Origin of the sequence: Pseudomonas sp. B3(2017) (genome assembly GCF_002113595.1) — a bacterium.
Classification (GTDB): domain Bacteria; phylum Pseudomonadota; class Gammaproteobacteria; order Pseudomonadales; family Pseudomonadaceae; genus Aquipseudomonas; species Aquipseudomonas ekonensis.
Genome location: NZ_NEIU01000003.1, coordinates 329131 through 355021 on the forward strand (window position 1 = coordinate 329131; position 25891 = coordinate 355021).

The window sequence follows — 25891 nt, forward strand, 5'->3', positions numbered from 1 at the left end:
TCCTGTCCAGTTACATGGAAACAACAAGGCCCGGATTGTACCGGGCCTCGAACAAAACATCAGCCATGGGCCTAAACCGGCGCCAGGCCTTCCAGCGCCTCGTAGGCCTGACGCACCGGCGCGAACGAACGCCGGTGGATCGGCGTCGGCCCCAGGCGCACCAACGCTTCCAGATGAACGGGCGTCGGATAGCCCTTGTGGCCGCCGATGCCGTAGCCCGGGTAGGTCAGCTCGAACGCCGCCATCTCGCGGTCGCGGCTGACCTTGGCCAGGATCGAGGCCGCCGCGATGGCCGGCACCTTGCTGTCGCCCTTGACCACCGCTTCGGAACGCATCGGCAGTTTCGGGCAACGGTTGCCGTCGATCATCGCCAGCTTCGGCTGGATGTGCAGGCCGGCGACGGCCCGCTGCATGGCCAGCATGGTGGCATGGAGGATGTTCAGTTCGTCGATCTCTTCGACCTCGGCCCGGGCAATGCACCAGCTCAGGGCCTTTTCCTTGATTTCGTCGAACAGTTTCTCGCGCCTGGCTTCGGTGAGCTTCTTCGAGTCGTTCAGGCCCTGGATCGGCCGGTTAGGATCGAGGATCACCGCCGCCGTCACCACCGCGCCGCACAACGGGCCACGGCCGACCTCGTCGACACCGGCCACCAGTTCTTCGACTTCGGCGACCAGGGTGAAATCCAGGCCCATCTGCATGCTTGTCTTGCTCATCGTGATTGACCGATCAGGTTCAGCACCGCGTCGGCGGCCTGGTTGGAGGCGTCCAGCCGCAGGGTGCGGTGGATCTCGTCGAAGCCGCGGGTCTGTTCCTCGCCGCCGTCGATCAGCGGGGAAAGCGTCTGGGCCAGGGCCTCGACCGTTGCGTCGTCCTGCAGCAGCTCAGGCACCAGAAGGCGCTGGGCCAGCAGGTTCGGCAGGGACACGTAAGGGCTCTTGACCATGCGCTTGAGGATCCAGAACGTCAGCGGCGCCAACCGGTAGGCCACCACCATCGGCCGCTTGTACAGCAGCGCCTCCAGCGTCGCCGTGCCGGAAGCGATCAGCACCGCGTCGCAGGCGGCGAGGGCCAGGTGGGACTTGCCGTCGAGCAGGGTCACCGGCAGGTCGCGGCCGGCCAGCAGCGCTTCGATCTGCACCCGCCGCTCGGGGCTGGCGCAGGGCAACACGAAACGCACGCCAGGGCGCAAGGCCCGCAGCCGCTGGGCGGTGTCGAGGAACAGCGCGCCGAGGCGCCCGACCTCGCCGCCGCGGCTGCCCGGCATCAGGGCTACCAGCGGCCCGTCGGGCAAGCCCAGCTCGGCCCGCGCCGCCCCACGGTCGGCCTGCAACGGAATGGCGTCGGCCAGCGAGTGGCCGACGAACCGCACCGGCACGCCCTTCTCTTCGTAGAATTTCGCTTCGAACGGGAACAGCGTGAGCATCAGGTCGCAGCCTTCGCGGATCTTCAGCACGCGCTTCTGCCGCCACGCCCACACCGACGGGCTGACGTAGTGCACGGTCTTGATCCCGGCCTGACGCAGCTTGAGTTCGATGTTGAGGTTGAAGTCCGGGGCGTCGATGCCGATGAACACGTCCGGCTTGCGCTCGATCAGGGTCTCGATCAGGTGCTTGCGCCGCTTGAGCAGCTCGCGCAGCCGGCCGAGCACCTCCACCAGCCCCATGACCGACAGGCGCTCCATGGGGAAGTCGGAGGTCAGCCCTTCGGCCTGCATCAGCGGCCCGCCGACGCCGATGAACTCCGCCGTCGGATGCCGGGCCTTGAGGGCGCGCATCAGGCCGGCGCCCAGAATGTCGCCGGAAGCCTCGCCCGCCACCAGCGCAATACGCAGATTGGCCATGGTCAGCGGGTGATGCCGCGGTTCGAAGACTGGATGGAGTCGCGGAACAAGGCGACTTCAGGGAACTGGGCCGCAGGTTCGGCCAGTTCGGCCAGTGCCTGCTCGACGGTCAGCCCCTGGCGGTACACCGTTTTGTAGGCACGGCGCAGAGCGTGGATGGCATCCTCGCTGAAGCCGCGGCGACGCATGCCTTCGAAGTTCATGCTGCGCGCTTCGGCCGGGTTGCCGAACACGGTGACGAACGCCGGGACGTCCTTGCCGATCGCGGTGCCCATGCCGGAGAAGCTGTGCGCGCCGATGTGGCAATACTGGTGCACCAGCGTGAAGCCGGACAGGATCGCCCAGTCGTCGACGTGCACATGGCCGGCCAGCGCGGTGTTGTTGACCAGGATGCAGTGGTTGCCGATCACGCTGTCATGGCCGATGTGGGCATAGGCCATGATCAGGTTGTGGTCGCCCAGCGTGGTTTCCGAGCGGTCCTGCACCGTGCCGCGGTGAATCGTCACGCCTTCGCGGATGACGTTGTGGTCACCGATCACGAGGCGGGTCTCTTCACCCTTGTACTTGAGGTCCGGCGTATCCTCGCCGACCGAGGAAAACTGGTAGATCCGGTTGTGCTTGCCGATGCGGGTCGGGCCCTTGAGGACCACATGAGGCCCGATCACCGTACCCTCGCCGATTTCCACACCTGCGCCGACGATCGACCACGGGCCGACCTCGACCCCTTCAGCCAGGACGGCTGTCGGGTCGATGATTGCGCGAGGGTCGATCAAACTCATAGCTTGCGTTCCGCGCAGATGATTTCCGCCGAGCAGACCGGCTTGCCGTCGACAGAGGCCTGGCAGTCGAACTTCCAGATCTGGCGCTTGCAGCTGATGAACTTGGCTTCGAGGATCAGCTGATCACCCGGCAGCACAGGCTGACGGAAGCGCAGCTTGTCGGAACCGACGAAGTAGTAGAGGGTGCCGTCGGCCGGTTTGACGTCCAGCATTTTGAAACCGAGGATCCCGGCAGCCTGGGCCATCGCTTCGATGATCAGCACGCCCGGCATGATCGGATGCGCCGGGAAGTGGCCATTGAAGAACGGCTCGTTGATGCTGACATTCTTGTAGGCGCGAATGCGCTTGCCTTCAGTGTCCAGATCCACCACCCGGTCCACCAGCAGGAACGGGTAACGGTGAGGCAGGTATTCGCGAATCTCGTTGATGTCCATCATTTCGGGGGGAAGCCTATGTAAAGATTGGGAGTGCGACGTGGCGCACGCCTCTAGCAGATCAAGCAGACAGCCGGGTGGCTGCCTGCGATTGATATGGAAGCGGTATCAGCCATCTGATGAAGCATTACCGTCGGGGGTCACTTCCCCCACGCGCTTTTCCAGCTGTTTCAAGCGGCGCGCGAGGTCATCGAGCTGCCGGATGCGGGCCGCGCTCTTGCGCCATTCGGCCGCTGGTTGCATGGCTGTTCCGGACGAATAGGCACCCGGCTCGGTGATCGAGTGGGTGACCATGGTCATGCCGGTCAGGAAAACGTTGTCGCAGATGTCGATGTGCCCGACCAAGCCGACGCCGCCGGCCAGCATGCAATGCTTGCCGATCTTGGTGCTGCCGGAGATGCCGACGCAAGCCGCCATGGCGGTGTGGTCGCCGACCTGGACGTTGTGGGCGATCTGGATCTGGTTGTCGAGCTTGACGCCGTTGCCGATCACGGTATCGGCCAGGGCGCCGCGGTCGATGGCGGTGTTCACGCCGATCTCCACATCGTCGCCGACGGTGACGCCGCCGATCTGGGCGATCTTTTGCCAGACGCCTTTCTCGTTGGCGAAGCCGAAGCCCTCGCCGCCGAGCACCGCACCGGACTGGATGACCACCCGTTTGCCGATGCGCACGTCGTGGTACAGCGTCACGCGCGGGGCGAGCCAGCCGCCTTCACCGATCTCGCTGCGCGCGCCGACCACGCAATGCGCGCCGAGGGTCACGCCGGCACCGATCCGGGCACCCGACTCGACGACCGCGAAGGGGCCGATGCTGGCGCTCGGATCGACCACCGCGTCCGCCGCGATCACGGCCGTCGGATGGATCCCGGCGGCGGCTTTCGGTTTCGGGTCGAACAGGTGGGACAGGCGGGCATAGGCCAGGTACGGATCCGGCACCACCAGCGCATCGCCGGCGAACGCTTCGGCGTCCGCGGCCTTGAGCAGCAGCGCTGCGGCCTGCGAGCCGGCGAGGTACTTGCGGTATTGGGGATTGGCCAGGAAGCTCAATTGAGCTGGGCCGGCCTCCTGCAAGGTGGCCAGCCCAGTGATTTGCTTCTCCGGGTCGCCACGCAGGGTGGCGCCGAGGAACTCGGCCAGCTGGCCGAGCTTGATGGTCACGGTCATGGGTTACTTCAGCTGGTTCATGCGCTCGATGACCTGGCGCGTGATGTCGTACTGAGGTTTGACGTCGATGACCGCGCCACGCTCGAACACCAGGTCAAAACCACCTTTCTTGATGACTTCTTCCACGGCGCTGTCCAGCTTCGGCTTCAGCTGCTTGAGCATCTCGCGGTCGGCGACGGCCTTGGCTTCGTTCAGTTCCTTGGACTGGAACTGGAAGTCACGGGCCTTTTGCTTGAATTCCAGCTCCAGACGCTCGCGCTCGCCTTGCTGCATCTTGTCGCCGCCAGCCATCAGGCGGTCCTGGATGCCCTTGGCGCTGCTTTCCAGGGTCTTGAGCTTGGTCAACTGCGGGCCGAACTTCTTCTCGGCGTCCACGGCGTACTTCTTGGCCGCGTCGGATTCCAGCAGGGCCATCTGATAGTTCAGGACGGCGATCTTCATGTCGGCAAATGCCGGGCCTGCCACCAGTACGGAGGCCAGGAGAACCAATTGAGTCAACTTACGCACGATGCACTCCTACAAAATCCATTGTCGTTATCTTGGGTCAGACGCTTAGAACGTCTGACCGAGGGAGAATTGGAACACTTGGGTTTCAGCGTTATCCGGTTTCTTCACCGGCGTGGCCAACGCGAAGCTCAATGGGCCCAGTGCGGTCACCCAGGTCACGCCGACACCGACGGAACTGGCCATGTTGCTCAGGCTCACGTCGTTGCACTGCGTGTTGGACTTCGTGACACCGTTGGTGTTGAGAGTCTGCTCGCACTTGGAGTCAAACACGTTACCCACGTCCCAGAACACGGAGGTGCGCAGGGAGCGTTGATCCTTGACGAACGGCAGCGGGAACAGGACTTCCACACCGCCCTGGATCAGGACGTTGCCGCCGAACGGCAGCGGATCCTGGTCCGGGTCGTTGATCGTGCCGACGTTGCCGGTCTTGGCCTGACCGCGGCTAGGCGTACTGCGCGGGCCCAGCGTGCTGTCCTTGAAGCCACGAACCGAGTTGAAACCACCAGCATAGTAGTTTTCATAGAACGGCAAGCCGTCGGTGGAGCCGTAGCCGTCGCCGTAGCCCAGTTCGGTGTGCAGGCGCAGCGTGTAGTTTTCGCTGATCGGCGCGAACAGCTGGCCGCGGTAGTCGAGCTTGTAGAACGACAGGTCGCTGCCCGGAATGGTGGTTTCCAGGGTCAGGCTCTGGGAACGGCCACGGGTCGGCAGCACGCCCTTGTTCAGGGTCGACTCGGACCAGCCGGCCGACGCCTTGAAGTTCAGGTAGTTGTCGCCTTCACGGTTCACGAAGTCGAAGATTTCGTCGACGGTGTACTGACCGGTCTTGATCTTGTCCTGCTGGGCCGACAGGCCGAAGGTCAAGCGCGAGGTTTCGCTGATCGGGTAGCCGACGTTGACACCGGCGCCCAGGCTGTCCACCGCATAGCTCGCCACATCGACGTCGAGGTCTTTGTAGTCGGTGGTGCGGTAGAAGGCGTTGTAGCCCAGGCTCACGCCGTCGGCGGTCCAGTAGGGATCGACGTAGCCGAAGTTGTAGCGGCTCTGGTATTCGCTGCGGGTCAGGCCCACGCTGACGCGGTTACCGGTACCGAGGAAGTTGTTCTGGGTGATGGAGCCGCCCAGGATCAGACCGGCGCTCTGGGCGAAGCCCACGCTGGCGGTGATCGAACCGGAAGCCTGCTCCTCGACGCTGTAGTTCACGTCGACCTGGTCGTCGACGCCCGGCACGGCCGGCGTCTCGACGTTGACTTCCTTGAAGAAGCCCAGGCGCTCCAGACGGGTCTTGGACTGGTCGATCAGGTAGGTCGAAGCCCAGCCGCCTTCCATCTGGCGCATTTCGCGACGCAGCACTTCGTCCTCGGACTTGGTGTTGCCACGGAAGTTGATGCGGTTGACGTAGGCGCGCTTGCCCGGATCGACGGCGAACAGGATGTCGACGGTGTGATCATCGTCATGGGGCTGAGGCACGCCGTTGACGTTGGCGAAGGTGTAGCCTTCGTTGCCCAGACGGCGGGTGATCAGCTCGGAAGTGGTGGTCATCAGTTTGCGCGAGAACACCTGGCCCTTCTGCACCAGCAGCAGGGACTTGACCTGGTCTTCAGGCACTTTCAGGTCGCCGCTCAGCTTGACGTCGCGAACGGTGTACTTCTCGCCTTCGGTCACGTTGACGGTGATGTAGACGTGCTTCTTGTCCGGGGTGATGGACACCTGGGTCGAAGCGATGTCCATGTTGATGTAGCCGCGGTCCAGGTAGTAGGAACGCAGACGCTCCAGGTCACCGGAGAGCTTTTCGCGGGCGTACTTGTCGTCGTTCTTGAAGAAGGACAGCCAGTTGGTGGTTTTCAGCTCGAACAGGTCGACCAGGTCTTCCTCGGGGAAAACGGTGTTGCCGACCACGTTGATGTGCTGGATGGCAGCCACGGTGCCTTCGTTGATCTTCACCTTCAGGCCGACGCGGTTGCGCGGCTGCGACACCACTTCGGTGTCGACGGTCGCCGAGTAGCGGCCCTGGGCGACGTACTGACGCTGCAGCTCGTTGCGCACGCCTTCGAGGGTGGCGCGCTGGAAGATCTCGCCTTCGGCCAGGCCGGACTGCTTGAGGCCTTTCATCAGGTCTTCGGTGGAGATCGCCTTGTTGCCTTCGATCTCGATGCTGGCGACGGACGGACGCTCGACGACTGTGATCACCAGTACGTTGCCTTCGCGGCCCAGCTGGATATCTTGAAAGAAACCGGTTTTGAACAGCGCACGAGTGGACTCAACCAGACGACGGTCGTCCGCCTGATCGCCGACGTTCAACGGCAACGCGCCAAAGACGCTACCTGCGGAAACCCGCTGGAGGCCGTTGACACGAATATCAGAGATAGTGAAGGACTCGGCGTGAACTTCGGCGATCATCAATACGGTGAGAACCGCAGTTAGCAGCAGACGTTTCATGAAGTCCTTTCTTATTCCAACTGGCAATAAAGAAACTGCCGCAAAATGCGGCAGATTCGCAATTCAACGAAGCGTTACAGACGACCCAGATCGTTGACCAGAGCGAGCAGCATCACTCCAACCACCAAACTGATACCGATCTGTATCCCCCAACCTTGTACCCGCTCCGACAAGGGGCGACCACGCGCCCACTCGATCAGATAAAACAACAGATGCCCCCCATCCAGTACGGGAATGGGCAGCAAATTCAGAACACCCAGGCTAATACTCAGATAAGCAAGGAAATTCAGGAAATCGGCAACGCCCGACTGGGCAGAAGCGCCCGCCACTTTAGCAATGGTTATCGGTCCGCTCAAGTTTTTTACCGAGAGCTCGCCGAAGAGCATTTTCTTCAGGGAATCCAGCGTCAGGACACTCATCGCCCAAGTGCGGCGGGCACCCTCGCCGATCGCCGCCAACGGCCCGAAACTGACCTCACGGATCATTTCCGGCGGCCAGTCGACCGCCTTCACCCCTGCCCCCAGATAGCCGCTCGGCGACTTGCTTTCGCCCCGGGCCGCCAGCGTGACCGGAACGTCGATCCGGGCACCGTCGCGCTCGATGCGCAGCAGGACTTTAGCGTCAGGGCGGGTACGGACGGTGTCGACCACTTGCTGCCAGTCGTCCAGCGCCTGGCCGTCGAGCGCCAACAGGCGGTCGCCGGTCTTCAGCCCCGCCGCCTGGGCCGGGCCTTTCGGATCGAGTTCGGCGAGCACCGGCGGCAACGCCGGGCGCCATGGGCGGATGCCCAGCGAACGGATCGGGTCAGGTTCGTCCGCGCCCTTGAGCCAGTGGTCCAAGGCCAGCTCGCGAGGCGAGTCCGCCGTGGAGCCCTGATCACGCACCATCACCTGCAGGGAACCGCTCTCGCCCAGACGACGCACCAGCTGCAGATTGACCGCCGCCCAGCCGGACGTCGGTTCGCCGTCGATGGCGATGATTTCCTGGCCGGGGCTCAGGCCGGCCTTGGCCGCCATGCTGCCGGACTCGACCGCGCCGATGACCGGGCGCACCTGCTCGCTGCCGAGCATGGCCAAGACCCAGAAGAACACCAGAGCGAGGAGAAAGTTGGCGACCGGGCCGGCGGCGACGATGGCGATGCGCTGACGGACGGTCTTGCGGTTGAACGACTGATGCAGCTGATCGGCCGGCACCTCGCCTTCACGCTCGTCGAGCATCTTGACGTAACCGCCCAGCGGAATGGCCGCCACCACGAACTCCGTGCCGTGCCGGTCGTGCCAGCGCAGCAGGGGCATGCCGAAGCCGACGGAAAAACGCAGCACCTTGACGCCGCAGCGGCGCGCGACCCAGAAGTGGCCGAACTCGTGGAAGGTGACCAGCACACCGAGGGCGATCAGGGTGCCGGCAATCATATAGAGCGCGCTCATCTACTTTCTCCGCATTCCTGTCCAGTGCCGCGTGAAGCCAAGTACGGCGCAGCCTAACGGCCGTGGCGGCTCAGCCATTGGCCGGCCAGTGCCCGTGCCTTCGCGTCCGCCGTGAATACCGCGTCCAGGTCATCCAGCGCCACCACGGGCTGAAGATTCAAGACTTCTTCGATGATACTCGCGATTTCCAGGTAGCGAACCCGTCCGTCGAGAAACGCCGCGACCGCCACTTCGTTGGCCGCATTCAGCATCGCCGGGGCGCTGTCGCCGGCTTCCGCCGCCTGGCGCGCCAGGCGCAGGCAAGGGAAGCGCTGCTCGTCCGGTGCCTCGAAGTCCAGGCGCGCCACCGCGAACAGGTCCAGCGGCGCCACGCCCGAGTCGATCCGCTCGGGCCAGGCCAGTGCGTTGGCGATCGGCGTGCGCATGTCCGGGTTGCCCAACTGCGCCAACACGGAACCGTCCACATAATCGACCAGCGAATGGATCACGCTCTGCGGATGGATGACCACCTCGACCTGGGAGGGCTTGGCATCGAACAGCCAGCAGGCTTCGATCAGCTCTAGGCCCTTGTTCATCATGCTGGCCGAATCCACCGAAATCTTGCGCCCCATGGACCAGTTCGGGTGGGCACACGCCTGCTCAGGTGAAACATGCGCCAAGTCAGCCATCGGCGTCTGCCGGAAAGGGCCGCCGGAGGCCGTCAGAAGAATCCGACGGACACCGACATGGCTCAATCCGCGGGAGAAGTCCTGCGGCATGCATTGGAAAATCGCATTGTGCTCGCTGTCGATCGGCAGCAGCGCCGAACCGCTCTTGCGCACCGCCTGCATGAACAAGGCGCCGGACATCACCAGCGCCTCCTTGTTTGCCAGCAGGATTTTCTTGCCCGCCTCGACGGCCGCCAGGGTCGGGCGCAGCCCGGCCGCGCCGACGATCGCCGCCATCACGGCGTCCACTTCGGGAGCTGCAGCCACCTGGCACAGCCCCTCCTCCCCCACCAGCACGCGGGTCGGCAGGCCGGCGGCGCGCAGGTCGTCCTGCAGGTGGCGCGCAGCCTGAGCCTCAGGCACGACCGCGAATTGCGGTACATGACGCACGCACAGGGCAAGCAGCTCGCTCAGGCGGCTGAACCCACTCAGGGCGAACGCCCGGTAACGGTCAGGATGGCGCGCGATGACATCCAGGGTGCTCAGACCGATGGAACCGGTCGCCCCCAGTACGGTGATCTGCTGCGGCCGGCTCACGGTGCGGCCATCCACAGCATCACGGCGAACAGCGGGATCGCTGCGGTCAGGCTGTCGATGCGGTCCAGGACACCGCCGTGCCCCGGCAGCAGGTTACTGCTGTCCTTGATGCCGGACTGGCGCTTGAACATGCTTTCGGTGAGGTCGCCCACCACCGAAACGAACACGATCACGGCCGCCCCGATCAAGCCCTTGAACAGCTGCGCCACGGTCCAGTCGCGCACGAAGCCGACCAGCACGGTGATCGCCAGGCTCAAGGCGAGGCCGCCGTAGACGCCCTCCCAGCTCTTGCCCGGGCTGACCTGCGGCGCCAGCTTGCGCTTGCCGAAGGCCCGGCCGGAGAAGTAGGCGCCGATGTCGGCGCCCCACACCAGCACCATCACCGCCATGATCAGCCAGTTGCCCAGCGGGTACTGCTTGATCTGCACCAGCCCTTGCCAGGCGGGCAGCAGGATCAGGAAGCCGATGACCAGCTTGCACGCCGCGCTGGCCCAATGCCCGCTGGATTGCGGGTAGGTCAGCACCAGATACGTGGCCACCGCCCACCACAGCACCGAAGCGCCGAGCACCCAGGGCGCAAGGCCGGGCAGGATGTACATGACGAACAGCATCAACGCCACCACGGCGGCGTAGCCTACGCGGAACGACTGCGCGCCGAAGCCCGCCAGACGCGCCCATTCCCACGCGCCGAGACTCACGACCAGCCCGATGAACAACGCAAAACCGGATCCTTCGAGCAGAAAGAAACCGCCCAACGCGATCGGCAGCAAGATCAGTGCGGTGATGATTCGTTGTTTAAGCATTAAACCCGGGCTCCGGCTTCGACCTGCTCGCTCGTTTTACCGAAGCGGCGCTGGCGCGAAGCGAAATCGGCCAGCGCGTTGCGCATGGCATCGTGTTTGAAGTCCGGCCAGAACAGGTCGGAGAAATACAGCTCGGCGTAAGCGAGCTGCCAGAGCAGGAAGTTGCTGATGCGGTGTTCGCCGCCGGTGCGGATGCACAGGTCCGGCAACGGCAGGTCGCCGGTGGCCAGGCACGCCTGCAACAGGTCCGGCGTGATGTCGTCCGGCCGCAGGTGACCGGCCTGCACCTCACGGGCAAGACGCTGCGCAGCCTGCGCGATGTCCCACTGGCCGCCGTAGTTGGCGGCGATCTGCAGGACAAAGCGGTTGGCGCCGGCGGTCATCGCCTCGGCTTCGCGCATCGCCGCCTGAAGCTCAGGGTGGAAGCGCGAACGGTCGCCGATGATGCGCAGGCTGATGTTGTTGTCGTTGAGGCGCTTGGCCTCACGACGCAACGCCTTGAAGAACAGATCCATCAAGGCGCTGACCTCATCGGCCGGGCGCTGCCAGTTCTCGCTGGAGAAGGCAAACAGCGTCAGCACCTCGACCTTGGCCTCGGCGCACACTTCTATCACCGCACGCACGGCATCCACGCCCGCCTTGTGCCCGGCGACGCCGGGCATGAAGCGTTTCTTCGCCCAGCGGTTGTTGCCATCCATGATGATCGCGACATGGCGCGGCACCGCGGACGGCGCAGTCTGCTTGGTCTTTTCCATGAAGGCGTCCTGACCCTTTATACGGCCATCAGATCCTTTTCTTTTTCTTCGGTCGCCTTGGCGATCTGACCTTCGAAGTCCTTGATCAGCTTGTCGATGTCGGCACCGGCGCGACGCTCTTCGTCTTCGCTGATTTCCTTGTCCTTGGACAGCTTCTTCAGCTCGCCCAGGGCGTCACGACGGATGTTGCGCACGGCGACGCGGGCATCTTCGGCCGCGGCGCGCGCCTGCTTGGTGAAGCCCTTGCGGGTCTCTTCGGTCAGCGGCGCCATCTTGATCAGCAGCAACTCGCCAAGGTTGGTCGGGTTGAGGTTGAGGCCGGCGCTGCCGATGGCCTTGTCGATGGCGCCGAGCATGTTGCGCTCGAACGGCACCACCTGCAGGGTCTGGCTGTCCTTCACGGTCACGTTGGCCACACCGCTCAGCGGGGTGTCGGCGCCGTAGTAAGGCACCATCACGCTGCCCAGGATGCTCGGGTGGGCCTTGCCCGTGCGGATCTGGCCGAACGCGTGCGCCAGGGACTCCAGGGACTTCTGCATGCGCGCCTGGGCGTCTTTCTTGATTTCGTTGATCATTGTTGAACTTCCTCGATCAGGGTTCCTTCGGCGCCGCCATGCACGATGTTCAGCAGGGCGCCGGGCTTGTTCATGTTGAATACACGCAGCGGCATCTTGTGGTCGCGGCACAGGCAAATGGCCGTCAGATCCATCACACCCAACTTGCGATCCAGCACTTCATCGTAGGTCAGATGATCGAACTTCTCGGCATGCGGGTCTTTGAACGGGTCTGCGGTGTAGACGCCATCGACCTTGGTCGCCTTGAGCACGACGTCGGCGTCGATTTCGATGGCTCGCAGGCAGGCTGCCGAATCCGTGGTGAAGAACGGATTGCCGGTGCCGGCGGCGAAAATCACGACATCCTTGGAGTTCAGGTGGCGCATGGCCTTGCGGCGATCATAGTGATCGGTCACGCCGACCATGGAAATGGCGGACATCACGATGGCCGAGATATTGGCACGTTCCAGCGCATCGCGCATGGCCAGGGCGTTCATCACAGTGGCCAGCATGCCCATGTGGTCGCCCGTGACGCGGTCCATGCCGGCCTTGCTCAGGGCTTCGCCGCGGAACAGGTTGCCGCCGCCGATCACCAGACCGACCTGAACACCGATGCCGACCAGCTGGCCGACTTCCAGCGCCATGCGGTCCAGCACCTTCGGGTCGATCCCGAACTCTTCCGAGCCCATCAGGGCCTCGCCGCTGAGCTTGAGTAGAATGCGTTTATAGCGAGCCTGATAACCACTGCCCTGCTGAGCCATTGCGAATCTCTCCTGCGGCGTATTTAAAAATTCTTTGCGAGCTGTTTGCAGCTGGCGCTTCACTCTAGCTTGGCGCTGCTTCAGCGCCATCGGAACATGGCTTTGTAAGTCAGTTCCAAGCGGAAACCAATTAAAAAATCGGTCACCGTATCTGAAAAGAGGCTGCGCGCGTGAGCGGGCAGCCTCTTTCGGGCGACAGTTGAAAAACCGTCTTACTGCTTGGCGGCAGCCACTTGTGCGGCAACTTCTTCAGCGAAGTTGTCGACTGGCTTCTCGATGCCTTCGCCCACTTTGAAGTAGGTGAAGGAAACGATTTCAGCGCCGGCTTTCTTGGCCAGTTCGCCGACCTTGACTTCCGGGTTCATGACGAACGCTTGCTCGACCAGCGAGGCTTCGGCCAGGAACTTCGAGATACGACCTTTGATCATGTTCTCGACGATGTTTTCCGGCTTGCCCGCGATCTTGTCGGCGTTCAGCTGCAGGAAAACGCCTTTTTCGCGCTCGATGGCTTCGGCCGACACTTCCGACGGCAGCAGGAACTCTGGGTTCGAAGCGGCAACGTGCATGGCGATGTTCTTGGCCAGCTCGATGTCGCCGCCTTTCAGAACGACGGTAGCGCCGATCTTGTTGCCGTGCAGGTAAGCACCGACAACGTCACCCTCAACGCGCGCCAGGCGACGGATGTTGACGTTTTCGCCGCACTTGGCGACCAGGGCTTCACGGGCGGCTTCACGGGATGCGATCAGCGGAGCGGCGTCGGTCAGCTTCTGGGCGAAGGCTTCTTCCAGGCTTTCGGCGACGAAGTTCTTGAAGTCGTCCTGCAGGGCCAGGAAGTCGGTCTGCGAGTTCACTTCCAGCAGAACGGCGGATTTACCGTCGGTCTTCACGGCGATGGCGCCTTCGGCAGCGATGTTGCCTGCTTTCTTGGCAGCCTTGATGGCGCCCGAAGCACGCATGTCATCAATGGCTTTCTCGATGTCGCCGCCAGCCTTTTCCAGGGCTTTCTTGCAATCCATCATGCCTTCGCCGGTGCGCTCGCGCAGTTCTTTGACCAACGCTGCAGTAATTGCTGCCATTTTCAAATTCCTCTTGGATAGGTTTTCAACCATTCCACCCGACTGAACGGGCGTTCAATTCTTCCCGAACCACCTTGTATAGCCGCTGCACGTTACAGATGCAGGGCGGGCGCTGCCACAAGCGGGCGCCGACAAATGGTTTTCGAGGTGGCAAAAAGGGGGCCAAGCCCCCTTTTTGCTTACTGAGTCAACGCCAGGGCGTCAATTACTCAGCTGCAGCCGCCGGAGCTTCTTCAGCGAAGACTTCGGTGCCGCCAGCAACGTTGTTGCGGCCACGGATAACGGCGTCAGCCATCGAACCCATGTACAGCTCGATCGCGCGGATGGCGTCGTCGTTGCCTGGGATGATGTAGTCAACGCCTTCCGGGCTGCTGTTGGTATCGACTACGCCGATGACCGGGATGCCCAGCTTGTTGGCTTCGGTGATCGCGATGCGCTCGTGGTCGACGTCGATCACGAACAGAGCGTCCGGCAGGCCGCCCATGTCCTTGATGCCGCCCAGGGAGCGGTCCAGCTTCTCGAGGTCACGGGTGCGCATCAGCGCTTCTTTCTTGGTCAGCTTGGCGAAGGTGCCGTCTTCGGCTTGAACTTCGAGGTCACGCAGACGCTTGATGGAAGCACGGATGGTCTTGAAGTTGGTCAGCATGCCGCCCAACCAGCGGTGATCGACGTACGGCGAGCCGCAGCGTGCTGCTTGCTCGGCGACGATCTTGCCGGCGGAACGCTTGGTGCCGACGAACAGAATCTTGTTTTTGCCCTGGGCCAGGCGCTCTACGAAGGTCAGTGCTTCGTTGAACATCGGCAGGGTTTTTTCAAGGTTGATGATGTGGATCTTGTTGCGCGCGCCGAAAATGTACTTGCCCATTTTCGGGTTCCAGTAACGGGTTTGGTGACCGAAGTGCACACCGGCCTTCAGCATATCGCGCATGTTGACTTGGGACATGATAGTTCCTTGATAAGTCGGGTTGGGCCTCCACGCATCCCAATGACCAACCGCCGATCCGAGGATCAAGGGCACCCAGGTCATCGTGTCGACACGTGTGTGGGTTAATGCTTTCGGGGCTATCCCCGGAAAGCGGCGCATTTTATATCACAAGGAGGGCGCAAACGGAACCCGGAATCTGCATTCGCATCAGGGACATGAGGGAAGCGCGCCGCGGATCCGCCCTGGCACGGCATTGTACGGACGGACGCGATGCACACAGACGCGGATTTGCGCCTTTCGTCTGTTAGAATCGCGTTTTTCAGGGCCGCAGCCTGAACGCCTGCCGTCCTATCCGTATCTGCAAGCGCCGCCGGGCGCAGAGAGAGCCTGTATGACCGTCAACCTCAAAACCCCCGAGGACATCGCTGGCATGCGTGTCGCCGGCAAACTGGCCGCCGACGTGCTGGAAATGATCGCCGAACACGTAAAGCCGGGCATCACCACCGATGAGCTGAACCAGATCTGCCACGACTACATCGTCAACGTGCAGCAGGCCATCCCCGCCCCGCTCAACTACAAGGGCTACCCGAAGTCGATCTGCACCTCGATCAACCACGTGGTCTGCCACGGCATCCCCAACGACAAGCCGCTGAAGAACGGCGACACCCTGAACATCGACGTCACGGTGATCAAGGACGGCTACCACGGCGACACCAGCCGCATGTTCCACGTCGGCACCGTGCCGGTCTGGGCCGAACGCCTGTCCCAGGTCACCCAGGAATGCATGTACAAGGCGATCGAGATCGTCAAGCCCGGCTGCCGCCTCGGCGACATCGGCGAGATCATCCAGAAGCACGCCGAGAAGAACGGCTTCTCGGTGGTGCGCGAGTTCTGCGGCCACGGCATCGGCAAGGTGTTCCATGAAGAGCCGCAGATCCTGCACTACGGCCGCGCCGGCACCGGCATGGAGCTGCAGGCCGGCATGACCTTCACCATCGAGCCGATGATCAACCAGGGCAAGGCCGACACCAAGGTGCTGGGCGACGGCTGGACCGCCATCACCAAGGACCGCAAGCTCTCGGCGCAGTGGGAACACACCCTGCTGGTCACCGAAACCGGCTACGAGATCTTCACCCTGCGCAGCGACGACACGATCCCGCGCGTATCGGCCTGACCCAGACACCGCTCCCAGCCTATAGAAGGAAAGCCAACCGATGCCGCAGGTGGATCCCGAACTCTTCGACCGCGGCCAGTTCCAGGCTGAACTGGCCCTGAAAGCGAGTCCCATCGCGGCATTCAAGAAGGCCATCCGCCAGGCCCACGAGGTGCTCGACACGCGTTTTCGCAACGGCCGCGACATCCGCCGGCTGATCGAAGACCGCGCCTGGTTCGTCGACAACATCCTGCAAAAGGCCTGGGAGCAGTTCAACTGGAGCGACGACGCCGACATCGCGCTGGTGGCGGTCGGCGGCTACGGCCGAGGCGAGCTGCACCCCTATTCCGACATCGATCTGCTGATCCTGCTGGACAGCGCCGACCATGAGATCTTCCGCGACTCCATCGAACGCTTCCTGACCCTGCTCTGGGACATCGGCCTGGAGGTCGGCCAGAGCGTGCGCTCGGTGGACGAATGCGCCGAAGAGGCCCGCGCCGACCTCACGGTCGTCACCAACCTGATGGAAAGCCGCACCATCTGCGGCCCCGAGCGCCTGCGCCAGCGGATGCTCGACGTCACCAGCACCGCCCACATGTGGCCGAGCAAGGACTTCTTCCTGGCCAAGCGCGCCGAGCAGAAGGCCCGCCACCACAAGTACAACGACACCGAGTACAACCTGGAGCCCAACGTCAAAGGCTCGCCCGGCGGGCTGCGGGACATCCAGACGATCCTCTGGGTCGCCCGGCGCCAGTACGGCACCCTGAACCTGCGGGCGCTGGCCGGCGAAGGCTTTCTGGTGGAGAGCGAAAACGCCTTGCTCGCCTCGTCCCAGGAGTTCCTCTGGAAGGTGCGCTATGCCCTGCACATGCTGGCCGGCCGCGCCGAGGATCGCCTGCTGTTCGACCATCAGCGCTCGATCGCCACGCTGCTGGGTTTTGAAGGCGACGACGCCAAGCAAGCCGTCGAAAACTTCATGCAGCAGTATTTCCGCGTGGTGATGAGCATCGCCCAGCTCAGCGACCTGATCATCCAGCACTTCGAGGAAGTCATCCTCGCGCCGGAGGACGAAGCCCCGCCGCAGCCGATCAACGCACGGTTCCAGCTGCACGACGGCTACATCGAGGCCCGCAGCGAAAACGTGTTCCGCCGCACGCCGTTCGCCATGCTCGAGATCTTCGTGCTGATGGCCCAGCAGCCGGAAATCAAGGGCGTGCGGGCCGACACCATCCGCCTGCTGCGCGAACACCGGCACCTGATCGACGACAATTTCCGCAACGACATCCGTAACACCAGCCTGTTCATCGAGCTGTTCAAGTGCAAGATCGGCATCCACCGCAACCTGCGCCGGATGAACCGCTACGGCATCCTCGGGCGCTACCTGCCGGAGTTCGGCTTCATCGTCGGGCAGATGCAGCACGACCTGTTCCACATCTACACCGTGGACGCCCACACGCTGAACCTGATCAAGCACCTGCGCAAACTGCAGTACACCCAGGTGTCGGAAAAATTCCCGCTGGCCAGCAAGCTCATGGGCAAGCTGCCCAAGCCCGAACTGATCTACCTGGCCGGCCTGTACCACGACATCGGCAAGGGCCGCCACGGCGACCACTCCGAGATCGGCGCCGTGGACGCCGAGGCCTTCTGCCAGCGCCACCAGTTGCCGGTCTGGGACACCCGCCTGATCGTGTGGCTGGTGCAGAACCACCTGGTGATGTCCACCACCGCCCAGCGCAAGGACCTGTCCGACCCGCAGGTGATCCACGACTTCGCCCAGACCGTCGGCGACGAGACCCGCCTGGACTATCTCTACGTGCTGACCGTGGCCGACATCAACGCCACCAACCCGACCCTGTGGAACTCCTGGCGCGCCAGCCTGCTGCGCCAGCTCTACACCGAAACCAAGCGTGCGCTGCGCCGCGGCCTGGAAAACCCGGTGGATCGCGAGGAGCAGATCCGCCAGACCCAGAGCGCCGCGCTGGACATCCTGGTGCGCGGCGGCACCGACCCGGACGACGTCGAGCAATTGTGGGCGCAGCTGGGCGACGACTACTTCCTGCGCCACACCGCCGGCGACGTGGCCTGGCACAGCGACGCGATCCTCCAGCAACCGGCCGACGGCGGCCCGCTGGTGCTGATCAAGGAGACCACCCAGCGCGAGTTCGAAGGCGGCACGCAGATCTTCATCTATGCGCCGGACCAGCACGACTTCTTCGCCGTGACGGTGGCGGCGATGGATCAGCTCAACCTGAACATCCACGACGCCCGGATCATCACCTCCAGCAGCCAGTTCACCCTCGACACCTACATCGTGCTCGACACCGACGGCGACTCGATCGGCGACAACCCGCTGCGGGTCAAGCAGATCCGCGACGGGCTGACGGAGGCCCTGCGCAACCCTGACGACTACCCGACGATCATCCAGCGCCGGGTGCCGCGCCAGCTCAAGCATTTCGCGTTTGCGCCGCAGGTGACGATCCACAACGACGCCCAGCGTCCGGTGACGGTGCTGGAGCTCACGGCACCGGACCGGCCGGGCCTGCTGGCGCGGGTCGGCGGGATTTTCCTGGAGTTCGACCTGTCGCTGCAGAACGCCAAGATCGCCACCCTGGGCGAGCGGGTGGAAGACGTGTTCTTCATCACCGACGCGCACAACCAGCCGTTGTCCGACCCGCTGCTGTGCAGCCGATTGCAGGATGCGATCGTCGAGCAACTGAGCGTCAACCAGGAGCCCGACATCAAGCTGTCGCGCATCAGCATCTGACCCGACTATTTTCCCCTTGCGGGAGCGGGCTCGCCCGCTCCCGCACAGCACGAGACCCTTCATGAACAACGCCCTGAACCAGTTGCAGCCCTACCCGTTCGAAAAGCTCCGCGCCTTGCTCGGCAGCGTCACGCCGAACCCGGACAAGCGCCCGATCGCCCTGTCGATCGGCGAGCCGAAACACCGCTCGCCGAGCTTTGTCGCCGAGGCGCTGGCCAGCAACCTGGAGCAGATGGCGGTGTACCCGACCACCCTCGGCATCCCGGCCCTGCGCGAAGCCATCGCCGCCTGGTGCGAACGCCGCTTCAACGTGCCGGGCGGCTGGATCGACCCGGCGCGCAACGTGCTGCCGGTCAACGGCACCCGCGAGGCGCTGTTCGCCTTCACCCAGACCGTGGTCAACCGCGGTGACGACGCGCTGGTGGTCAGCCCGAACCCGTTCTACCAGATCTACGAAGGCGCGGCGTTCCTGGCCGGGGCCAAGCCGCACTACCTGCCGTGCCTGGACGAAAACGGCTTCAACCCGGACTTCGACGCGGTGTCGCCGGACATCTGGAAACGCTGCCAGATTCTGTTCCTGTGCTCGCCGGGCAACCCGACCGGCGCGCTGATCCCCCTCGACACCCTCAAAAAACTGATCGCCCTGGCTGACGAGCATGATTTCGTGATCGCCGCCGACGAGTGCTACAGCGAACTGTACTTCGACGAACAGACCCCGCCGCCGGGTCTGCTGACCGCCTGCGCCGAGCTGGGCCGCAAGGACTTCAAGCGCTGCGTGGTGTTCCACAGCCTGTCCAAGCGCTCGAACCTGCCGGGGCTGCGCTCGGGCTTCGTCGCCGGCGACGCCGACGTCCTCAAGGGCTTCCTGCTGTACCGCACCTACCACGGCTGCGCGATGCCGGTGCAGACCCAACTGGCCAGCGTCGCCGCCTGGAACGACGAAGTGCACGTGCGCGCCAACCGTGCGCTGTACCGCGAGAAGTTCGACGCCGTGCTGGCGATCCTCAGCCCGGTGATGGACGTGCAGCGCCCCGACGGCAGCTTCTACCTGTGGCCGAACGTGAACGGCGACGACGCGGCGTTCTGCCGCGACCTGTTCGAACAGGAGCACGTGACCGTGGTGCCGGGTTCGTACCTGTCCCGCGACGCCGACGGCGTCAACCCTGGGGCCGGCCGTGTGCGCATGGCGCTGGTGGCACCGCTGGCGGAGTGCGTCGAGGCCGCCGAACGGATCCGCGCGTTCATCACCCGTCGACAGTGAGCCCGACACCGTGCCAGCCATGCTGGCACGGTGACTTTTCATATCGGGAAACACCTGCGCACGGCGCGGACACCTTTTAGTGCAGGAAGGCAGGTTACTCTTGCCCCGCGCATCGACTTGCGCATCGCCCCCTCCACTTCAAGGATGAAGCCCCCATGAATCAATTGCAGGATTGCAGGCTCGTGCAATGGCCGGACGACCAGGCCGCCCATGACACCGCCATCAACGAAAACCCCGCCAACGCCGGCACCGCCAGCGGCGGACGCCGCAAGCGTTCGCTGATCGACTATTCGAAACTCTGGGCCAACGGCCGAACCCTGACGATCGCCTTCATCGACGCGCCCGACCCCGAGCGCAAACAGAGAATCATCAGCGCCGCCAGCCGCTGGCTGCCGTACATCAACCTGACGTTCGATTTCGTCGAAGGCGTGCAGGGCGATATCCGCATCGCGACGAAGAACAACAACAACAGCTCGATGCTCGGCACCGACGCGCTGCTCGTCCATCCCGACTGGCCCACCATGAACCTGGGCGTGACGCCCGACCATCCGGACTTCGACGTGATCGTCACCCATGAGTTCGGCCATGCCCTGGGCGCGATGCACGAACACCTGCATCCGCAGGCCAAAATCCCCTGGGACAAACCCAAGGTGTACGCGTTTTACCAGAACCGCGAGATGAACCCGCTGACCCGCAAGCAGGTCGACCTGAACCTGTTCAAAACCTTCAGCACGCCGGTGGCGATCCACACTGACTACGACCGCCGGTCAATCATGCATCACCCGGTCTCGAACGAACTGACGCTGGGGGACTGGGAAAACCCGATCAACCGCAAGATCAGCAAAAAGGACAAGAAGATGATGCGGCTGATGTACCCGAAGCAGCCCCGGCAAACCCGCTGAGCACCCGGCCCTTGCCGGGGCCTCCGCTCACTTGACCTGCCCCAGGTTCGCCTCGCTCAGATCAAGGTCCGCCAGCACTTCTCGCAGCACGTCATCACCGATCTGGTGGTGACGGCTCAGGCTGTAAAGCGTCAGACGCTGCGCCCGCAGCGCCTTCAGGCGCAGGCGACGCTCCAGCAGATCCATCTGGAAAGCCAGCGCCTGGGCTTCGGCCGAATCGTTGAACACCTCCAGCTGATGGCGGTACTCGGACATGATCCGTGCCTTGAGCTCCACCGCCAGGGCGGCCTCGGCGGCGTCCTGCGGGTTGGCCTCTTCGGTCTCCAGCGCATGGATCGCCGCCTCGGCGGTCTTGCGCCAGGCCTCGCGGACTTCCTGGCGGCGCTTGTCGTCCGGGCTCTTCTCGACGCCCCGAAGCAGCAGCGGCAGCGCGATGCAGGCCGCAATCAGCGACAGCAGGATCACCCCGGCGGCGATGAAGATCAGCAAGTCCCGCTCCGGAAACGCTTGCGCGCCCATCAGCATCGGCACCGACATCACACCCGCCAACGTCACCGCCCCGCGCACCCCGCCCACCGTCAGCAGCCAGCAGGAACGCGCCGTCGGCACCTGCGTCAGGTCGCCCTTGCCGCGCAGACGGCGCAACAGCACAGACAGGCGCCAGATGCTCTGCACCCAGACGAAGCGCAGCAGCACCAGCGCCAGGAAGATCGCCAGCACTTCGAGGCCACGGTAGAACAACGCGGGCCACAACGTCGGTTCATGGCTGACCACCGCCTTGACGATGTCCGGCAACTGCAGGCCCAGCAGCAGGAAAATCAGGCCGTTGAAGGCGAACTCCAACAGCGACCAGACGCTGCGGTTGAGCAGCCGGGTGCTGGTTTGGCGCGGCAACAGGTCGAGCCAGCTCTGCATCATGCCGGCCGCGACGGCCGAGAGGATGCCCGAAGCGCCCAGGCGTTCGGCAAGCACGTAAGCGGCGAACGGCAACAGCAGCATGAACACCACATGGGTCGCCGGATCGTCCCAGCCGCGGGCGATCATCCACGCCCGCAGCCGGCCGACCAGCCAGCTCAGCGCCACGCCGACCAGCAGGCCTCCCGCCGCCACCAGCACGAATGTCAGGCTCGCGCCGGCCAGCGAAAACGCGCCGGTGACCGCCGCCACCAGGGCGAACTTGAACGTCACCAGGCCCGAGGCGTCGTTCATCAGCGCCTCGCCCTGCAGGACGTGCATCAACGGAGTCGGCAGGCGGTTCTGGGAGATGGCGGACACCGCCACCGCATCGGTGGGCGACAGCACGGCCGCCAGGGCGAAGGCCACCGGCAACGGGATGTCCGGCAGCAGCCAATGGATGAAGTAGCCCGCCCCGACGACGGTGAACAGCACCAGCCCCACCGCCAGCGTCAGGATCGGGCCGCGCAAGTGCCAGAACGCCCGCTTGGGCATGCGCCAGCCATCGGAAAACAGCAGCGGCGGCAAAAACAGGAACAGGAACAGTTCAGGATCGAGGGCGACATGCAGCCCCAGCGTCGGCCAGGCCAGCAAGGCCCCGGCGGCGATCTGCACCAGCGGCAGCGGCAAGGGGACGACCCGTCCGACCAGGCGCGAGACGCTGACCAGCATCAACAGGATCAGGACGGTGTAGGCGGTTTGCATAAAGCGGATGTCTCAGGCGATCGACAGCGATGAACTGCCATATTAGCCGCATAGGCTCCGGATGACCGTTGCACCTATGTCGCACAGCCTCGATCGGCCCTTCTGCGGGCGCCAGCCTGCTGGTGATGGCCTCACCCGGCCAAACCAGACAGCGGCCCCACAGGCCCGATCAAGATTCCGGCGAGTAAATCGACCACGGCCGCCGCGATACCGTCCGGTCATGGCATAATCCGACACCATTTTTCTCCAGCACCTGTAAAGGGGGCGATTCCTTGACCGTTTCAAGCAAAACGTTGCACCTTTTCGGCATCAAAGCCTGCGACACCATGAAAAAGGCGCGCACCTGGCTCGATGAACACGCTGTCAGCTACGACTTCCACGACTACAAGACCGCCGGCATCGACCGTGAGCACCTGACCCAATGGTGCGACGAACATGGCTGGCAAACCGTGCTGAACCGCGCGGGCACGACCTTCCGCAAGCTCGATGACGAACAGAAAGCCGATCTCGACCAGCCGAAGGCCATCGAACTGATGCTCGCCCAACCCTCGATGATCAAGCGCCCGGTGCTCGATCTCGGTGACCGAACCCTGATTGGCTTCAAGCCAGATACCTACGCGGCAGCGCTCAAGTAAGCGGCCCGTCCCCATTCGATAGAGGTATTCACATGTCCAACTCCCTGTTCAGCCTGGCCTTCGGCGTCGGCACCCAAAACCGTGACGGCGCCTGGCTGGAAGTGTTCTACGCCCAGCCGCTGCTCAAGCCGTCGGCCGAGCTGGTCGCCGCCGTCGCGCCGATCCTGGGCTACACCGAAGGCAACCAGGCCATCGCCTTCACCACCGCCCAGGCCGCGCAACTGGCCGAAGCCGTGAAGGGCGTCGACGCCGCGCAGGCCAAGCTGCTGACCCGCCTGGCCGAAAGCCACAAGCCGCTGGTCGCCACCCTGCTGGCCGAAGACACCCAGCTGACCTCCACCCCTGAGGCCTACCTGAAGCTGCACCTGCTGTCCCACCGCCTGGTGAAGCCGCACGGCGTGAGCCTGGCCGGCATCTTCCCGCTGCTGCCGAACGTGGCCTGGACCAGCCAGGGCGCCATCGACCTGAGCGAACTGGCCGAACTGCAGCTCGAAGCCCGCCTGCGCGGCGAGCTGCTGGAAGTGTTCTCGGTGGACAAGTTCCCGAAAATGACCGACTACGTCGTGCCGGCCGGCGTGCGCATCGCTGACGCCGCCCGCCTGCGCCTGGGCGCCTACGTGGGCGAAGGCACCACCGTGATGCACGAAGGCTTCGTCAACTTCAACGCCGGCACCGAAGGCCCGGGCATGATCGAAGGCCGCGTGTCCGCCGGCGTGTTCGTCGGCAAGGGTTCGGACCTGGGCGGCGGCTGCTCGACCATGGGCACCCTGTCGGGCGGCGGCAACATTGTGATCAAGGTCGGCGAAGGCTGCCTGATCGGCGCCAACGCCGGCATCGGCATCCCGCTGGGCGACCGCAACACCGTCGAGTCGGGCCTGTACGTGACCGCCGGCACCAAGGTCGCGCTGCTGGACGAGAACAACCAGTTGGTCAAGGTGGTCAAGGCCCGTGACCTGGCCGGCCAGACCGACCTGCTGTTCCGCCGCAATTCGGAAACCGGTGCCGTGGAGTGCAAGACCCACAAATCGGCCATCGAACTGAACGAAGCGCTGCACGCCCACAACTAAGCGGCACATCGTCCAACCTGTGGGAGCGGGCTTGCCCGCCCCCACAGGTCTTGTGCATAGGCCGAACGACATGATGATTCCCTCCCCCTGGCGTGCCGACTTCCCGGCCATCGCCGCCCTGCAACGGCAAGGCCAGACCTACCTGGACAACGCCGCCACCACGCAAAAGCCCCAGGCCCTGCTCGACGCGCTGGCGCATTACTACGCCAACGGCGCCGCCAACGTGCACCGCGCGCAACACCTGCCCGGCGCCCATGCCACACAGGCGTTCGAAGACACCCGCCTGAAGGTGGCGCAATGGCTCAACGCCGGCGACAGCGGGCAGATCATCTTCACCCACGGCGCCACCAGCGCGCTGAATCTCCTGGCCTATGGCCTGGAACACCTTTTCTCTGCGGGCGACGAAATCGTCGTCAGCGCCCTGGAGCATCACGCCAACCTGCTGCCGTGGCAGCAACTGGCCCGCCGCCGCGACCTGAAGCTGGTGATCCTGCCGCTGGACGCCGACGGCCTGATCGATCTTGCGCAAGCGGTGCACCTGATCGGCCCGCGCACCCGTCTGCTGGCGGTCAGTCAGTTGTCCAACGTGCTCGGTGCCTGGCAACCGTTGCCCGCCCTGCTCGCCATGGCCAAAGTGCACGACGCCCTGACCGTGGTCGACGGCGCCCAAGGCGTGGTGCACGGTCGCCACGACGTGCAGGCGCTGGGCTGCGACTTCTATGTGTTTTCCAGCCACAAGCTGTACGGGCCCGACGGCCTCGGCGCGCTGTTCGGGCGCAACGCGGCGCTTGAGCGCTTGCGGCCGTGGCAGTTCGGCGGCGAAATGGTGCTCGAAGCCCATTACCACGACTCGCGCTTTCGCCCGGCACCACTGGGCTTCGAGGCCGGCACGCCGCCGATCGCCAGCGTGATCGGCCTGGGCGCGACCCTCGACTACCTGGCCGGCCTGGATCAGGACGCCGTGTCCGCCCACGAGGCGGCGCTGCACGACTACCTGCTCAAAGGCCTGGCGGCGCGCAACGGCATCCGCCTGCTGGGCCGGCCGCAACTGGCGCTGGCGAGTTTTGTGGTGGACGGCGTGCACAACGCCGATCTGGCGCATCTGCTGACCGAGCAAGGCATTGCCGTGCGCGCCGGTCATCACTGCGCCATGCCGCTGCTCAAGCGCTTCGAACTGGCCGGGGCGATCCGCGTGTCGCTGGCGCTGTACAACGATTCAGAGGATCTGGAACGCTTCTTCGAAGCGCTGGACCAGGCGCTGGAGCTGTTGCGGTGAGCCTGCCGAGCGAAGCCGCCGAAGCCCTGCGGATCTTTCAGGGCGCCGCCGGCTGGGAGCAGCGGGCGCGCCTGCTGATGCAGTTCGGCGACCGTCTCGCCCCTCTGGATGACGCCGACAAGTGCGACGCCAACCGGGTGCACGGCTGCGAAAGCCAAATGTGGCTGGTGGGAGAACTTCACGACGGGCGCTGGCAATTCGCGGCCGCCAGCGATGCGCGGTTGATCCGCGGGCTGGTGGCGCTGCTGCTGGTGCGGGTGAACGGGCTGACGGCGGCCGAACTGCGCCAGGTGGATCTGCCGGACTGGTTCGATCAGCTGGGGCTGTCGCGCCAACTGTCACCGTCGCGCAGCAATGGCCTGAACGCGGTGCTCCAGCGGATGAACGCGCTGGCCGGCTGAGCGCCATCGCCAGCAGGCTGGCTCCCACCGGGATCTCGGTTGGATGCAGCGCCTGCTGTCGCCCCGGA

24 protein-coding genes are annotated in these 25891 nt (G+C 64.3%); 8 read left to right on the forward strand and 16 right to left on the reverse strand.

The window, feature by feature from the left end; genetic code table 11:
* Positions 1–71: 71 nt before the first annotated feature.
* The 15 genes from rnhB to rpsB form a co-directional block, all read right to left on the reverse strand.
* The gene (gene rnhB, locus CAG33_RS06420) at positions 72–698 is read right to left on the reverse strand and encodes a ribonuclease HII (protein WP_085581759.1); all 627 of its coding nucleotides are present in this window, start codon (positions 696–698) and stop codon (positions 72–74) included.
* A gap of 11 nt (positions 699–709) precedes the next feature.
* Positions 710–1840: a lipid-A-disaccharide synthase gene (gene lpxB / locus CAG33_RS06425; protein WP_085581399.1), complete on the reverse strand. Its 1131-nt coding sequence runs from the start codon at positions 1838–1840 to the stop codon at positions 710–712.
* 2 nt (positions 1841–1842) lie between these two features.
* On the reverse strand, positions 1843–2619 hold the full coding sequence (gene lpxA, locus CAG33_RS06430; RefSeq protein WP_085581397.1) for an acyl-ACP--UDP-N-acetylglucosamine O-acyltransferase: 777 nt from the start codon (positions 2617–2619) through the stop codon (positions 1843–1845).
* Entirely contained in the window at positions 2616–3056 is a 441-nt protein-coding gene (fabZ, locus tag CAG33_RS06435) for a 3-hydroxyacyl-ACP dehydratase FabZ (protein WP_085581395.1), read from the reverse strand. The genes lpxA and fabZ overlap by 4 nt, the downstream gene beginning before the upstream one ends.
* 105 nt (positions 3057–3161) lie before the next feature.
* Complete coding sequence (lpxD, locus tag CAG33_RS06440; RefSeq protein ID WP_085581393.1) at positions 3162–4217, reverse strand: UDP-3-O-(3-hydroxymyristoyl)glucosamine N-acyltransferase; 1056 nt, start codon at positions 4215–4217, stop codon at positions 3162–3164.
* 3 nt (positions 4218–4220) lie between these two features.
* Positions 4221–4724 (reverse strand): OmpH family outer membrane protein, encoded by a 504-nt coding sequence (locus CAG33_RS06445; protein WP_003222140.1) that lies wholly within the window; start codon positions 4722–4724, stop codon positions 4221–4223.
* 45 nt (positions 4725–4769) lie between these two features.
* Positions 4770–7160 carry an outer membrane protein assembly factor BamA gene (gene bamA / locus CAG33_RS06450; RefSeq protein ID WP_085581391.1) on the reverse strand — a complete coding sequence of 797 codons (2391 nt, stop codon included), beginning with the start codon at positions 7158–7160 and terminating at the stop codon, positions 4770–4772.
* A 74-nt stretch (positions 7161–7234) separates the two neighbouring features.
* Positions 7235–8587 carry a sigma E protease regulator RseP gene (rseP, locus tag CAG33_RS06455; RefSeq protein WP_085581389.1) on the reverse strand — a complete coding sequence of 451 codons (1353 nt, stop codon included), beginning with the start codon at positions 8585–8587 and terminating at the stop codon, positions 7235–7237.
* Positions 8588–8640: 53 nt separating this feature from the next.
* Positions 8641–9831 carry a 1-deoxy-D-xylulose-5-phosphate reductoisomerase gene (gene ispC / locus CAG33_RS06460; RefSeq protein ID WP_085581387.1) on the reverse strand — a complete coding sequence of 397 codons (1191 nt, stop codon included), beginning with the start codon at positions 9829–9831 and terminating at the stop codon, positions 8641–8643.
* On the reverse strand, positions 9828–10634 hold the full coding sequence (locus CAG33_RS06465) for a phosphatidate cytidylyltransferase (RefSeq protein ID WP_085581385.1): 807 nt from the start codon (positions 10632–10634) through the stop codon (positions 9828–9830). Before CAG33_RS06465 ends, ispC begins: the two co-directional genes overlap by 4 nt.
* Complete coding sequence (uppS, locus tag CAG33_RS06470) at positions 10634–11389, reverse strand: polyprenyl diphosphate synthase (protein ID WP_085581383.1); 756 nt, start codon at positions 11387–11389, stop codon at positions 10634–10636. Before uppS ends, CAG33_RS06465 begins: the two co-directional genes overlap by 1 nt.
* Positions 11390–11406: 17 nt before the next feature.
* Positions 11407–11964, reverse strand: coding sequence for a ribosome recycling factor (gene frr, locus CAG33_RS06475; RefSeq protein ID WP_085581381.1), 558 nt, complete (start codon positions 11962–11964; stop codon positions 11407–11409).
* Positions 11961–12704 carry a UMP kinase gene (gene pyrH, locus CAG33_RS06480; RefSeq protein WP_011332683.1) on the reverse strand — a complete coding sequence of 248 codons (744 nt, stop codon included), beginning with the start codon at positions 12702–12704 and terminating at the stop codon, positions 11961–11963. The genes frr and pyrH overlap by 4 nt, the downstream gene beginning before the upstream one ends.
* Before the next feature lie 212 nt (positions 12705–12916).
* Complete coding sequence (gene tsf, locus CAG33_RS06485; RefSeq protein ID WP_085581379.1) at positions 12917–13780, reverse strand: translation elongation factor Ts; 864 nt, start codon at positions 13778–13780, stop codon at positions 12917–12919.
* Between the two features lie 205 nt (positions 13781–13985).
* On the reverse strand, positions 13986–14723 hold the full coding sequence (rpsB, locus tag CAG33_RS06490) for a 30S ribosomal protein S2 (RefSeq protein ID WP_085581377.1): 738 nt from the start codon (positions 14721–14723) through the stop codon (positions 13986–13988).
* A 373-nt stretch (positions 14724–15096) separates the two neighbouring features.
* Between rpsB and map the strand changes: the two genes are divergently transcribed.
* From map to CAG33_RS06510, 4 genes are all read left to right on the forward strand, one after another.
* Positions 15097–15879 (forward strand): type I methionyl aminopeptidase, encoded by a 783-nt coding sequence (map, locus tag CAG33_RS06495; RefSeq protein WP_085581375.1) that lies wholly within the window; start codon positions 15097–15099, stop codon positions 15877–15879.
* 40 nt (positions 15880–15919) lie between these two features.
* On the forward strand, positions 15920–18622 hold the full coding sequence (locus CAG33_RS06500; protein WP_085581373.1) for a [protein-PII] uridylyltransferase: 2703 nt from the start codon (positions 15920–15922) through the stop codon (positions 18620–18622).
* A 61-nt stretch (positions 18623–18683) separates the two neighbouring features.
* Positions 18684–19883 carry a succinyldiaminopimelate transaminase gene (gene dapC / locus CAG33_RS06505; protein WP_085581370.1) on the forward strand — a complete coding sequence of 400 codons (1200 nt, stop codon included), beginning with the start codon at positions 18684–18686 and terminating at the stop codon, positions 19881–19883.
* A 155-nt stretch (positions 19884–20038) separates the two neighbouring features.
* The gene (locus CAG33_RS06510) at positions 20039–20785 is read left to right on the forward strand and encodes a peptidase M12 (protein WP_085581368.1); all 747 of its coding nucleotides are present in this window, start codon (positions 20039–20041) and stop codon (positions 20783–20785) included.
* A gap of 27 nt (positions 20786–20812) precedes the next feature.
* Here the strand turns inward: CAG33_RS06510 and CAG33_RS06515 are convergent, their stop codons facing one another.
* Entirely contained in the window at positions 20813–22444 is a 1632-nt protein-coding gene (locus CAG33_RS06515) for a Na+/H+ antiporter (RefSeq protein ID WP_085632055.1), read from the reverse strand.
* A gap of 272 nt (positions 22445–22716) precedes the next feature.
* On the opposite strand from CAG33_RS06515, the gene CAG33_RS06520 reads away from it, so the two are divergent.
* The 4 genes from CAG33_RS06520 to CAG33_RS06535 all read left to right on the forward strand — a co-directional run bounded on the left by CAG33_RS06520 (position 22717) and on the right by CAG33_RS06535 (position 25823).
* On the forward strand, positions 22717–23079 hold the full coding sequence (locus CAG33_RS06520) for an ArsC family reductase (RefSeq protein WP_085581364.1): 363 nt from the start codon (positions 22717–22719) through the stop codon (positions 23077–23079).
* Positions 23080–23111: 32 nt separating this feature from the next.
* Positions 23112–24146, forward strand: a complete 1035-nt coding sequence (gene dapD / locus CAG33_RS06525; RefSeq protein WP_085581362.1) for a 2,3,4,5-tetrahydropyridine-2,6-dicarboxylate N-succinyltransferase — start codon at positions 23112–23114, stop codon at positions 24144–24146.
* 70 nt (positions 24147–24216) lie between these two features.
* Entirely contained in the window at positions 24217–25422 is a 1206-nt protein-coding gene (locus CAG33_RS06530) for an aminotransferase class V-fold PLP-dependent enzyme (RefSeq protein ID WP_085581360.1), read from the forward strand.
* On the forward strand, positions 25419–25823 hold the full coding sequence (locus CAG33_RS06535; RefSeq protein ID WP_085581358.1) for a SufE family protein: 405 nt from the start codon (positions 25419–25421) through the stop codon (positions 25821–25823). The genes CAG33_RS06530 and CAG33_RS06535 overlap by 4 nt, the downstream gene beginning before the upstream one ends.
* Positions 25824–25891: the final 68 nt, after the last annotated feature.